The organism is Alistipes sp. CHKCI003 (assembly GCF_900021155.1).
Classification (GTDB): Bacteria; Bacteroidota; Bacteroidia; order Bacteroidales; family Rikenellaceae; genus Alistipes; species Alistipes excrementavium.
Genome location: NZ_FCNT01000103.1, coordinates 1 through 12,578, shown reverse-complemented (window position 1 = coordinate 12,578; position 12,578 = coordinate 1). Strand labels below are relative to the sequence as shown.

Annotated in this window: 8 protein-coding genes; 4 read left to right on the top strand and 4 right to left on the bottom strand. The window is 65.8% G+C overall.

Annotation, left to right across the window (positions count from 1 at the left end):
• The first annotated feature begins 2 nt into the window (after positions 1–2).
• Positions 3–401 (top strand): RNA-binding S4 domain-containing protein, encoded by a 399-nt coding sequence (locus BN3659_RS12595; RefSeq protein ID WP_091537364.1) that lies wholly within the window; start codon positions 3–5, stop codon positions 399–401.
• Between the two features lie 897 nt (positions 402–1,298).
• Here the strand turns inward: BN3659_RS12595 and pth are convergent.
• Both pth and BN3659_RS12585 read right to left on the bottom strand, forming a co-directional pair.
• Positions 1,299–1,862 carry an aminoacyl-tRNA hydrolase gene (gene pth / locus BN3659_RS12590; RefSeq protein WP_091537362.1) on the bottom strand — a complete coding sequence of 188 codons (564 nt, stop codon included), beginning with the start codon at positions 1,860–1,862 and terminating at the stop codon, positions 1,299–1,301.
• A 15-nt stretch (positions 1,863–1,877) separates the two neighbouring features.
• Positions 1,878–2,450 carry a 50S ribosomal protein L25/general stress protein Ctc gene (locus BN3659_RS12585; RefSeq protein WP_091537360.1) on the bottom strand — a complete coding sequence of 191 codons (573 nt, stop codon included), beginning with the start codon at positions 2,448–2,450 and terminating at the stop codon, positions 1,878–1,880.
• Between the two features lie 721 nt (positions 2,451–3,171).
• Here BN3659_RS12585 and BN3659_RS12580 point away from each other — a divergent pair.
• A complete protein-coding gene (locus BN3659_RS12580; RefSeq protein WP_091537359.1) occupies positions 3,172–4,437 on the top strand; it encodes a GIN domain-containing protein in 1,266 nt (421 codons plus the stop codon).
• 478 nt (positions 4,438–4,915) lie between these two features.
• Here the strand turns inward: BN3659_RS12580 and galE are convergent, their stop codons facing one another.
• A complete protein-coding gene (galE, locus tag BN3659_RS12575; RefSeq protein WP_091537357.1) occupies positions 4,916–5,947 on the bottom strand; it encodes a UDP-glucose 4-epimerase GalE in 1,032 nt (343 codons plus the stop codon).
• Positions 5,948–6,815: 868 nt separating this feature from the next.
• The gene (locus tag BN3659_RS13570; protein WP_253181092.1) at positions 6,816–9,674 is read right to left on the bottom strand and encodes a heavy metal translocating P-type ATPase; all 2,859 of its coding nucleotides are present in this window, start codon (positions 9,672–9,674) and stop codon (positions 6,816–6,818) included.
• A 769-nt stretch (positions 9,675–10,443) separates the two neighbouring features.
• Here BN3659_RS13570 and kbl point away from each other — a divergent pair.
• Complete coding sequence (gene kbl, locus BN3659_RS12560) at positions 10,444–11,631, top strand: glycine C-acetyltransferase (protein ID WP_091537351.1); 1,188 nt, start codon at positions 10,444–10,446, stop codon at positions 11,629–11,631.
• A gap of 18 nt (positions 11,632–11,649) precedes the next feature.
• Positions 11,650–12,123, top strand: a complete 474-nt coding sequence (locus BN3659_RS12555; protein WP_091537349.1) for an Lrp/AsnC family transcriptional regulator — start codon at positions 11,650–11,652, stop codon at positions 12,121–12,123.
• The last annotated feature ends 455 nt before the right edge of the window (positions 12,124–12,578 follow it).

Genomic DNA, 12,578 nt, shown 5'->3' with positions numbered 1-12,578 from the left:
CTATGGCCGACGATATCCGACTGGACAAATACCTTTGGGCCGTGCGCGTGTTCAAGACGCGCAGCGATGCCGCAGACGCCATCCGCAACAACAAGGTTACGGTGAACGACGCTTATGCCAAGCCTTCGCGCGAGGTGCGGATCGGCGACCGCATCGCCGTGCGCAAACAGCGCGTAACGTACACCTACAAGGTGCTGGAACTCGTATCGAGCCGTCAGCCCGCCAAGAATGTGCCGCTCTATTGCCTCGATACCACGCCGCCCGAGGAGCTGGAGAAGCTCCGCACGCCGCACGAGACCCTCTTCGTCTTCCGCGACCGGGGCACGGGACGTCCCACCAAGAAGGAGCGCCGCGAACTGGACGGCCTGATGGAGGAGATCTGCCTCGGCGACGACGTGTAGCGTGCGGTCTTGTGCGGAGGACTGTCGCTCTCCCTCGGGCGGGGCGCAGTCCTGCGGGGAGGCCGGGCTGTGTCGGGAGCGGCGGGCGATGCGGCGGCGTGTTGCCGCCGCCGGCAGTTCGCCGCACCACAGCGGTTTCAGGCTCGTCGTTTCGGGCCGTGCGCACCGACGGCCGGACACGAACCGCAGACATGGGCGAGCGGCATCGGCGATACGACGGAATCCTGACGCCCCACCCGGTACAACCCGGACGGGGTTCGGTCCCGCCACCCGGCCCGGCGGAACCCTTCGCTGCGGGGCTGTCGGTTCCAAACCCTACATAACTTGGACAGAGAGGGGAAGTGCGTTGCATTTTTCCGGCCGTTTCCCACCTTTTGCATAGCCCGGACGAAGTTCGAGCCGGCGTTCAGCTCAGCGAAAACCTTCGCCTCGGGACACTCCTTTTCTCGCCCCGGCACAATCCGCACGGGGTTTTGCTTCGCCATCGGTTCGGCGAAACGGTTGGTTTGCACCCTTCGTTTGCTCGCCTCGGCAATTTCCGAACAAACTCGGATTGCGCCCGGCTGATCGAAACGGTGGTTTGCGCCGCCCGGATGCACGGCAAAACATCCCGCGGACCGCCCGCCCGGAACCGCCGGGCGGGCGGTCCGCGGGATGCGGAGCCGGAAACATGCAGTTCGCAAGGCGGCGAACGGCGGACAAATGCGACGCAGCCGGTCGGAACGACCGCCGCAAAGCGCGCGACCGACCGTAAAAAAGGGCTGTCTGACACTATAGTAGACAGCCCTTTTTTATTCGTACTGCTCGTCGGGAACTTTTCCGAATAGGCAATTCCCGGAGGATTGAAAAAACTTGTTAGCCCCCCCCCATATGCAAGCCGTTCGGCGGCTGCGACGATCACTTCTTGTTGAAGAGGTTCATCGTCCGCTCGGCTCCGATGGCGGCGAACGAAAGGACGGCGTCGCCGAAAACCTTCAGCCGCTCGGGGAGCAGTTTGCGCTCCTCGTCGGTCCATGTACCCAACACGTAGTCGATCTGCTGTCCGCGGGCGAAATTGCCGCCGATGCCGAAGCGGATGCGTGCATAGTCCTCGCGGCCGAGCAGTTCGGAGATGTTTTTCAGTCCGTTGTGGCCGCCGGAGCTTCCCTTCGTGCGCATCCGCAGCGTCCCGAACGGCAGGGCGATGTCGTCCGAAATGACGAGCAGATTCTCCGGCGCTATCTTCTCGGCATCCATCCAGTAGCGCACGGCCTTGCCCGAGAGGTTCATGTAGGTCGAAGGCTTGAGCAGAACGAGCGTGCGGCCCTTGTATTTCAGTTCGGCTACGGCGCCGTAGCGGGCTGCCGCAAAAGAGATGTTGGACGCCCCGGCGAGGGCATCCAACACATCGAAACCGGCATTGTGGCGGGTGTCGGCATATTCGGCGCCGATGTTGCCCAGTCCTACAATGAGGTATTTCATCGCAACGGCGGATTGTTATTTGGCCGCCGCCTCCGCACCGCGCGAAGCACGGGTTACGCGCACGGCGCACACGGCCGTCGAAGCGGGGGTTACGAATTTCAGACCCTCGATCTTCAGGTCGCCCACGAAGATGGTCTTGCCTACGCCCAGCTCGGTTACGTCCACGACGATCTCGTCGGGCAGCCGGTCGACCGGAGCGCTCACGACGAGCTTGCGGGCCGAAAGCACCAGCTTGCCGCCGACCTTGACGCCCTCGGCATTGCCGGTCAGACGCACGGGAATGGCGATCGAAACGGGCTTGCCCTCCTGAACGCGGTAGAAATCGAGGTGGAGAATCTCCTCGCGCACGGGGTGGAACTGCGCGTCGCGGAGTACGGCCTGCTCCTTCCGCCCGTCGATCGTGAATTCGACGATGTAGGAGTTGGGCGTGTAGATCAGGGGTTTCACGTCCTTGGGGTCTACGGAGAACGAAACGGTCTCGCCGCCCCCGCACAGTACGCAGGGCACCAGACCTTCGCGGCGCACCGCTTTGGCCGCCTTCTTGCCATACTCGTTGCGAGTCTTGGTTTCAATCGAAAGGGTTTTCATAATGTTTAGAATTTTAATGCGTTACCTTCGGCGGTTCTCAGTGCGGCCCCGAAAGCCGCACCCCATGCCGCCTGCTTCGGAGGGCAAAGATAGCAAATATTCTTCGAAATCAACGGATGCGGCGGATTATTTCCGCACTTCGCGGGGGTGCGAAGGGGAGGGGGCGACGCGGGCCGGAGCAGGTCGGTGCGGGAGGGTGTGCGGCAGGGCCGCGCTCCGGCGGCCTCCCCGCCGAGGTCCGTGAGACCCGCGAACCGCGGTGCCGGATGCACCGCCGGCAGGGCTCGGCCCGCATGCCCGGACCTCTCCAACCGGGTCGGAGAGCGTTTGTCCGGCAGGAGGTTTTCCGTCCCCGGTTCAACGGATAACGTTGAATTTCTTACGTCCGGTCCTCGCCCCGATACGGCCCGGACGAAGTTTCGGGTCGGCCCCATCCGGTTGAACGAAAAAGGTGAAAAATCTTATTTCCCGTTTCATTTGTCGATTGAATTTCCTAACTTTAACACGGATTCGGTCCCGTGCCGGCGATTGTCCCGAAAATCGAACCCGTTTCGCTAAGCCGAGGGCAGAGCCGAACTCGTTCGGACCGTATCGGGGCGAGGACCGGATGTAAGAAATTAGACGTCCGGTTCGGCAGATCGGCATACCGAAAAAGCGTTTCGACAGAGAGTGTTCGTCGGGGCGAGGACCGAATGTCGAACTATCTAAAAACTCTATGATTATGAAACATTTGCTGCAAATTTCGATCTGTCTTCTGCTGTTGTCGGGCGGGACGGAATCGGTGGCACGGACCGCCTCCGGCGAAACGTTTCGGACCGAAGAATCGGCCGGTGCGGAACGGACCGCACCGAAAAAGCGCCGTGCGAAAAAGGGGCCCAAGCGCCTCAAGGGCAGCGGTCGGTTCGTTACGCGCGCTGTCCCCTGCACGGGCGATTATGCCGCGCTCTGCGTCCGTTCCGGCGTGCGGGTTACGGTGGACCCTTCGGCGACGGAGATCCTCCTCACGGCCGACGACAATGCGATCGACTACGTAACCGCAGCCGCGGCGGACGGCTGCCTCGTGCTCGGATTCGAAGCGCGCGGTGTGCACGAGGTATCCGGCCTCACTCTGGAGGCCGTCGTGCCTGCTTCGGCCGACCTCGCGCGCATCGAGGTCTCTTCGTACGGCTCGGTGAAGTTTCTCGCTCCGGTCGAAAACGTCGCTTCGCTGACCCTCATGGGCGGCGGACAGGCCGAGGGCGCCTTTTCGGGCGAACGGATGACGGTATTCGTTTCGGGTTACGGCCGTTTTATGGGCCGTGTCGGCGTCAGCGGCGAGTGCGAGGTCGGCCTGTCGGGCGGCAGCCGGTTCGACGGGGACATCGAGGCGGACGAATTATCGCTGATGCTGAGCGGCTATGCCGAGTATGCGGGCGATGCGAGGGCCCGCAGCAGCAGAATCATGTTGACGGGCGGCAGCCGGTTCGACGGAGAGGCCGCACTCGAAAACTACGAACTGCAGCTCTCCGGATACGCCGAAATGCAGTGCGACCTGACCGGAGGGACGAAAGGCCGCATCTCGGTCGGCGGCGGCAGCAGGATCGGCGGCGCGGTCGAAACGGCCGAACTGGAAGTGATCGCCGGCGGTTATGCGAAGTTCGATGGTGGAATTCGGGCTCGGATGCTTCGGATGGAGTGCGCCAGCGGCAGTACGATGACGGCCACGTGCGACCTCGACCGTTTCGAAGCGGCGGCGAGTGGATACGCCAAGATCTATCTGCGAGGCGGCGGTCCGGTCGCTGAAGGCAGCGTGTCGGTCTGCGGCGGGGCTTCGTTCCGAGCGCCCGAGCTGGACGTGGCCGACTATCGCATCGAGGCGCGATCCTACGGCAAGGCCAGTGTCCGCTGCTCGCATTCGCTCTCGACGCGCACGGATTCCGGCGGACAGATCGACTTCGCGGGCGAGTGCGAGGTGCGCTCGTACGATCCGAACGTGCGGCGCAGATAACGGCGTTTCCGCGGTAGGCCGGACGGCGCTCCGGGCCCGCCCGAAGGATCGTTCCCGGGACGAGAAAGCGCCGTCCCTCTCCTTCGGAAACGAACGTCGCGTGCGACCCGGCCGCCGCGCCGCGACCTCGCCGGGTTGCAGCGCGGCGGCAAAACGTCTGTCCGAGGCGAACGCCTCCGCGGCAAAACGGGTGTGCAGCCGGACTTCGTTCGGGCATATGCCGCGGCGGCAAAACGGGCGGGACAAAGGAGGCGGATCCAGCGGTCGGAGCGCCGTTGCCCGCATGCCGGGACCGCATGTATGCGAGGGGGTGTCTAACAGTTTTTTTGACCTTCTGGGAATTGCGTGTTCGGGGAAGTTCCCGAGTAGCAGCAGTACGAATAAAAAAGGGGTGTCTGAAACGTGTTAGACAACCCCTTCGCTGCGGTTTCGCACCGCCGGTGTATCGGAGCCGCGAAGACAGCGACGGCACCGCGGATCACTCGATGCCGCTCAGACGTTTCTGCCATGCCCATGCCGAGGCGAGCGTCTGGTCGAGCGTGCGCTCGGCCCGCCAGTCGAGGCGTTCGGCCGCCAGCGCGGGATCGGCCCAGATGGCCGGTATGTCGCCCGCCCGGCGGCCGGCGATCTTATAGTCGACTTTCACGCGGTTGACCTGCTCGAAGCGGCGGATCAGTTCGAGTACGGAGACACCGCGGCCCGTGCCGATGTTGTAAACCTCGTAGGGGCGCACGTCTGCCCCTCCGGTCATGTGTCGGATGGCCGCCACATGGGCTCGGGCGAGGTCCCCGACGTCGATGTAGTCGCGGATGCAGGAGCCGTCGGGGGTCGGATAGTCGCCGCCGTAGACCGAGAGGCAGTCGCGGATGCCCGCGGCGGTCTGGGTGATGTAGGGCAGCAAGTTCTGCGGTACGCCGCGCGGCAGCTCGCCGATCAGGGCCGAGGGGTGTGCGCCGATGGGGTTGAAGTAACGCAGCGCGATGCCGCGCAATGCTCCGCCTCCGGCCGCGATCGCGTCGCGCAGGATGTCCTCGCAGATCTGCTTCGTGTTGCCGTAGGGCGACGCGGCCGGCCGACGCGGCGTACGTTCCGTGACGGGCAGTCGGCGGGGTTCGCCGTAGACCGTACACGACGACGAGAAGACGATGTTCCGGCGCCCGGTCTCGTGCATCAGCTCCACGAGATTCATGAACGAGAGGAGGTTGTTGCGGTAGTATTTCATCGGTTCGCGGAGCGATTCGCCGACGGCCTTCGACGCCGCGAAATGGATCGCCGAGCCGAATTCGTACCGGGTGAATATGCGCTCCAGCGCCTCTCTGTCGCAGCAGTCGGCCTCGACGAACGGCACGTCGCGGCCCGTGATCGCGCGCACGCCTTCGATCACGGCGACCTCGCTGTTCGAAAGATCGTCGACGAGCACGGCGTCGAATCCCGCGGCGATCAGTTCGACGGCCGTATGCGAGCCGATGTAGCCGGCGCCGCCCGTAACCAGAACACACGGTCTTTTCATGGGAATGGAGTTTTGTCGGGACAAAGATAGGGATAATGCGTGGAAAAAGCGCCGCAGACGGGACGGACATCCTGAAATTTGCGGGAGAGGCGTCGTTGGCCGCATACCGTGCCGTTCGTCCCGCGGGAGGGTCTCCGGAACGTTTTTCCATCGTCCGTTTCGCACCCGTCCCGTCGCAAAGGACCGGGATGGCCGCCGACGGCCGGAATAGGCCTTCATGGCGGCGGGACGGGGCGCAGTGTGCCGCACGCGGTCGAGCGGCCGACAGCGGCGGTGCGGGGGCGGCATCCATTCGCCGGAACCGGGCGCGACGCGCTGTGGCGGCGGACGCATGCCCGCCGGTCGAAGGCTTCTCGGGCCGCTCCCGCGGATGCGGCCCGTTCGCGCGCGCTGCGCAGGCCGCCTCGTACCCTGCCGGAAAGTATTCCGGAAGCGGTCGGGGGGCGCACGTCGCCGGCCGAGCCGACGCCCGCAACGGGTGCGGGTACCCGCGAGGCTGCGGCGTCGGCACGTCTGCAGGCGAGTGCCGCCGCATCTGCGCGATTCGTCCGCGTCCCGCCGTCCGGACGGCGGGGAACTGCCGGCGCCCTCGTCTCTTCGCCCTCGGCCGCACTCCGCCCTACCCGCGTTTTCAGCACAGTCGTTTGCAGCCGGCCGGCATACGCTGCGACCGGACATGCGGTTTGCCGCGGCGAGGGCGGAAGCCGCGAAACGAAGACGGGGCCGTCCGGAAGCGAGGGGGCTGTCCGACGAATCTCGGCCCCCCCTTCATCCGTACCGCCCGCCATCCGTGAGTTTTCCCGAAGAGGCGGTTCTCGGAGGGTTGATAAAACTTGTCGGACAGCCTCCGCGCGGAGGCCGGAGCGTTCTACTCCGAGAGGGTGTAGTCCCCGGCCTCGGCCCGCACGACGGCCTGAAGCTCTTCGAGCGATTTGGCTTCGCCGGCGAACTCCACCGAGGCTACGGGCGGATCGAGCGTAACGACGGCCCGCACGCCGGCGATGCCGTTCAGCGCTTTCTCGACATGCGCACGGCAGTGGCCGCACGTCATGCCTGCTACTTTGTACTCTTTTTTCATGATTTTGACGTTATTGTGGTCTGTTCGTTCGTTCGGCGAAATCTTGGCCGCCTCCGACGCCGGCAGGGACGCGGCGGAATCCGTCGCTCCGCGCGCCTCGGCCGTAGCCCGGGATGCGAGGGCGGCAGCGGGCTCGGCGGCGTCGGGCCGGGAGCCGGAAGCGGCCGCCGTCGGATCGGCTGCGCGCTCCGGCGGTGCGGCGGATGCGGAAGCCGGAGCGGATGCGGTGCCGGCGGTCGGAACGGCGATCCGCTTGCGATTGAGCCGCAGGCTGTTCGCCACGACGCTGACGCTGCTGAAGGCCATTGCCGCGCCGGCGATCATCGGGTTGAGGAGAAACCCGCACAGGGGATAGAGGATGCCGGCGGCGACGGGTACTCCGATGAGGTTGTAGATGAAGGCCCAGAAGAGGTTCTGGCGTATGGTGCGCACCGTGAGAGTCGAGAGGCGCAACGCCTCGGGGACCCGCAGCAGGTCGGAGGAGACGATCGTCATGCCGGCGGTCTCCATGGCGATGTCGCTGCCGCCGCCCATGGCGATTCCCAGATCGGCCTCGGCCAGTGCGGCGCTGTCGTTGATGCCGTCGCCGACCATCGCCACGCGGCGCCCGCGGGCCTGCAGCTCCCGCACGAAGGCGGCCTTTTCGTGCGGCAGCACTCCGGCGCGGTAGCGGTCGATGCCCGCAGCCGCGGCGACGGCCCGTGCTGCGGCTGCGTGGTCGCCGGTGAGCATCCAGACCTCCGTGCCGGCTGCGCGCAGTGCGGCGACGGCCTGAGCCGACGAAGGTTTGATCCGGTCGGCGATGCCTGCGACGGCCAGCGCCCGATCCTCCGAGGCGAACCAGACGAGGGTTTTGGCTTCGTCCGACAGGCGGGCCGCCTCGCGCTCCAGCTCCGCCGGAACGGCGACCCCGCGGCCGTCGACGAGCCGGCGGTTGCCGGCATAGTAGGTCCGGCCCCCTATGCGGCCCGAGACGCCCGCTCCGGTGAGGCTCTCGAACGCTTCGACCTGCGGAGAGAGGCTGTCGCCGCAAGCACCGGATTCCGGTGCCGCCTGCGGGGTTCCGCTCTCTCCGGCCGATGCGCCGACGCGCCGATGCAGGAGCGTATCCGATTCGCACGCTCCGGCTTCCCCGTCCGGCCCGGACACTGTCCGTGCGGCTCCGTCTTGCACGGGCCGGAATCCGGTGCGGGGTGCGGCGGAGGCAGGCGTACCGTCGAAATACCGCACGACCGCCTCGGCCAGCGGATGTTCCGAACGCCGTTCGAGCGCGGCGAAAATCGCGGCGCTCTCCCCGGGTGCGTCGTGGGCCCACGCCAGATCGCTCACGGCCGGACGGCCTTCGGTCAGCGTGCCCGTCTTGTCGAGCACGACCGTATCGACCCTGCGTGCGGTTTCGAGGCTCTCGGCGTTTCGGATGAGGATGCCGTTCCCGGCTCCCTTGCCGATCCCCACCATGATGGCGGTCGGCGTGGCCAGCCCCAATGCGCAGGGGCAGGCGATGACGAGCACCGTAACGAGTGCCAGAAGGCCGTGCGTCAGACCCTCCGCGCCGCCGAAGAGCATCCACGCCCCGAACGAGAGCAGGGCCACGGCGATGATCGCGGGCACGAAAACGCCGGCGATCCGGTCGACGAGCTGCTGCACGGGGGCCTTGCTGCCCTGCGCCTGCTGCACCATGCGGATGATCTGCGAGAGCATCGTGTCGCGCCCGACTTTCTCGGCCCGGAAGCGGAATGCGCCCCGCTGGTTGACGGTGCCGGCGAAGACGGGGGCGCCCGCTTGTTTGGCCACGGGAAGCGGCTCGCCGCTGAGCATGCTCTCGTCCACGTGGGACGCACCGTCGACGACGGTGCCGTCCACGGGGATGCGCTCGCCCGGGCGGACGGCGATCAGGTCGTCGGGACGGATTGTCTCGACGGGCACGGTCCGCTCGCCGCCGGGCGTGCAGAGCGTAACCGTGCGGGGCCGGAGGCCCATCAGTTTGCGGATGGCCGACGAGGCGTCGCCCTTGGCCCGCTCCTCCAGCAGACGCCCCACGAGGATGAAGGCCACGATGACGGCCGAAGCCTCGAAATAGACGTGGGGTTCGATGCCGCGCGCGAGCCAGAACGCGGGGAAAAGCAGGTTGAAGAGACTGAACAGCCACGCCACGCCCGTGCTGAGCGCGACGAGCGTGTCCATCGTGGCCGATCCGTGCCGCAGCTGGCGCGCGGCATTGACGAAGAAGCCTCGGCCCAGCCAGAAGACGACCGGCGCCGAAAGCAGGCACATCACGAGGCCGGCATGGGGCGCGTGCATGAAAAACATCCCCACGACCGCCACGGGCAGTGCGAGCGCCGCGGCCCACACCGTGCGGCGGCGGAGCGAGGCGAGGCGGCGCGCGTGCTTCCGCTCGGCGGCGTCGGGGTCCTGCGCCTCGTCGCGGATCAGCAGATCGTAGCCGGCGCGGCGGACCGCCTCGCGCAGCGTTTCGGGCGACGCGAGCGTCGGGTCGTAGGCCACGACGACTTCGCCCGACGCGAAGTTGACCGAGGCTTCCGCGACGCCCGCGGCCCGGCCGAGGGCTTTGTCGACCCGTGCGGCGCACGAAGCGCAGCTCATCCCCGAGACGGGAAAGGTTTCCCGGACGATACGTTTTTCCGTCATCATGCGAAATCTTTTTTTTACGGAACAAAGATAAGTCCGGAGCCGCCGGCCGCTCTTACGGAATTCCGGAAATGTTTTACGGAATTTCCCCCGGACGGCGCACCGGGCGGTCCGGCCGCAAAGGCCGTGCCCGGAACGGGTTCCGACAGCCGGGGCTGCGGAGGGGGCGGATCCGCCGTTCGCAAAAGCGGAGCATTGCGCGGCATCGCACGGAAGGGCCGTGCGCATGAGGCTGCTTTCGTCTGCGGACGGGAGCCTCCGGAAGCCGCCGGTGCCGCACACGCCGGCGGGAGGGGGGCTGCGAGCGCCGCACGCCCCGACCGGGCGGCGCGGGCTGCCGGCAAGACGCGGAAGGCCGGCAAGTGCGAATTTCCGGCTGCATACGGTTGCCGTGCGGACGGGTGCAAGCGCGGGCGGACGCACGAAACCGCGGCTTGCGAACGCGGCGGGAAAGGGCCCGGACGGCTGCCGAGGCGCGGCGCCGCACCGCAGCCCGATCCGCCCGAAGCCGAGGGGCCCGGACGATTGCGGCGTGCGGGCCGTGCATCCGTGTCCGCAGGACCGCGTGGGCGGATCGCGGGCCGCGGATTCGCTGCTCGCTCGCCGCCGCGGACGGGGACGCTGCCCGTTGCGGAGCGGATGATGTTACGATTCGTAACTTCGAACTGCAATTTTCAGACGAAGCATCGTATTTTTATAAAATTTTTCATACCTTTGCTAATAAATCGACATGAATTCGCCCCGATTTCTATTAAAACATTAAGATACTATGTACGGTAAAATCAAAGAGCACTTACAAAACGAACTCGCCGAAATCAAAGCGGCCGGGCTTTACAAGAACGAGCGGATCATCGAGTCGCCCCAGCGGGCCGAGATCGAGGTCGGCGGACGCAAAGTGTTGAACTTCTGCGCGAACAACTACCTCGGACTTTCGGACAATCCGCGCCTCATAGAGGCTGCCAAACGGGCGATGGACGCGCGCGGATACGGCATGTCGTCCGTGCGTTTCATCTGCGGCTGTCAGGATATTCACAAACAGCTCGAAAAGGCCATCGCCGACTATTTCGGCACGGAGGATACGATCCTCTACGCCGCCTGCTTCGACGCGAACGGCGGCGTGTTCGAGCCCCTCTTCACGGAGCAGGACGCCATCATCTCCGACGCGCTGAACCACGCTTCGATCATCGACGGCGTGCGTCTGTGCAAGGCCGTGCGCTACCGCTACGCCAACGCCGACATGGACGAGCTGGAGGAGTGCCTCAAAAAGGCGCAGGCGCAGCGCTTCCGCATCATCGTAACGGACGGCGTCTTCTCGATGGACGGCAATGCCGCGCCGCTCGACCGGATCTGCGCGCTGGCCGAGCGGTACGACGCGCTGGTGATGGTCGACGAGTGCCACTCGGCGGGCGTTCTGGGCAGGACGGGCCGCGGCATTACGGAGCTCTACGACCTGCGCGGGCAGGTCGACATCCTCACGGGCACGCTGGGCAAGGCTTTCGGCGGCGCCGTGGGCGGCTTCACCACCGGCCGCAAGGAGATCATTGACATGCTGCGTCAGCGTTCGCGCCCCTACCTGTTCTCGAACTCGCTGCCCCCCGCCGTGGTCGGCGCCTCGATCGAAATGTTCCGCATGCTCGGCGAGAGCGACGAACTGCACGACCGTCTGGTGGCCAACGTGGAGCACTTCCGCAAGGGCATGATGGAGGCCGGATTCGACATCAAACCCACGCAGTCGGCCATCTGCGCCGTGATGCTCTACGACGCCAAACTGTCGCAGGACTTCGCCGCGAAGCTGCAGGACGAGGGGGTGTTCGTTACGGGATTCTACTATCCCGTGGTGCCGAAGGGGCAGGCCCGCATCCGCGTGCAGGTCTCGGCCGGACACACCACCGAGCAGCTCGACCGCTGCGTCGCCGCCTTCATCAAGGTCGGCCGCGAACTCAACGTAATCAAATAATCTAATACTCCGAATACATTGGCCAAAGCGACATTGGATGCGATAGACCGCAAGATCCTCAAATTCCTCATCAAGAACGCCCGCATGCCTTTTCTGGAGATCGCCCGCGAATGCGGCATCTCCGGCGCTGCCATCCACCAGCGCATCCGCAAACTCGACGAGTCGGGCGTCATCCTCGGCAGCCGGCTCGTCGTCGATCCGAAGATGCTGGGATTCGATGTCTGCGCCCATATCGGCATCAGCCTCAACGATCCGCAGCTTCTCACGCAGACTATGGAACGGCTCAAAAAGGTGCCCGAGATCGTGGAGTGCCACTTTGTTACGGGGGCCTACAACATCCTCGTGAAACTCTACTGTCTGGATAACGAGCATCTGATGAAGACCATCTTCGAAAGCATTCTCAGCATTCCGGGCATCACCACGACGCAGACCTACATCTCGTTGCAGGAGGCGTTCCAGCGGCAGGTGAACGTCGATTTTCTGGAGGAGTAGCCGCACGCTGAACGCGCATGAAAGGCGCCCCGGCTTCGTTCGAAGCCGGGGCGCCTTTCATGCAGGAACCGGAACCCGAGGTTCCGGTTTTCCCGGATCGGACTCCGCCAGCGTCCGCAGCGCCTCAGTCTGCGAGGCATTGCGCGGCGCATGCCGTAAGCGGGGCGACCGTTCCGACGGCGGGCGCCCCGCTTTCGCGTGACGGCGGAGCCCGTCCGGCAATCCCCGCCTTCGGAGGAATATTGCGCGGCCGGATCGGCCGGCCGAAAGGGCTGCACGGTCGGCCCCTTCTTACGCGCGGATACGGGGGCTCCGCATGCGCCGGCCGTCCGGGCTGCCGGGGCGGAACGGGCGGAGCGGCATCGCCGGCCGTCCCGGAAAGCTGCGGAGGCGAAGAATCGCTCCGGGACCGGCGGAGCACCCCCCCCCGCCCCTTTCCGGCGGCATGCGGAGAG

What these genes read in the sequence shown, in the direction of transcription:
- BN3659_RS12595 (WP_091537364.1), top strand. Translation starts at nt 3, where the DNA reads ATGGCCGACGATATCCGACTGGACAAATACCTTTGGGCCGTGCGCGTG.
- pth (WP_091537362.1), bottom strand. Translation starts at nt 1,862, where the DNA reads ATGAAATACCTCATTGTAGGACTGGGCAACATCGGCGCCGAATATGCC.
- BN3659_RS12585 (WP_091537360.1), bottom strand. Translation starts at nt 2,450, where the DNA reads ATGAAAACCCTTTCGATTGAAACCAAGACTCGCAACGAGTATGGCAAG.
- BN3659_RS12580 (WP_091537359.1), top strand. Translation starts at nt 3,172, where the DNA reads ATGAAACATTTGCTGCAAATTTCGATCTGTCTTCTGCTGTTGTCGGGC.
- galE (WP_091537357.1), bottom strand. Translation starts at nt 5,947, where the DNA reads ATGAAAAGACCGTGTGTTCTGGTTACGGGCGGCGCCGGCTACATCGGC.
- BN3659_RS13570 (WP_253181092.1), bottom strand. Translation starts at nt 9,674, where the DNA reads ATGACGGAAAAACGTATCGTCCGGGAAACCTTTCCCGTCTCGGGGATG.
- kbl (WP_091537351.1), top strand. Translation starts at nt 10,444, where the DNA reads ATGTACGGTAAAATCAAAGAGCACTTACAAAACGAACTCGCCGAAATC.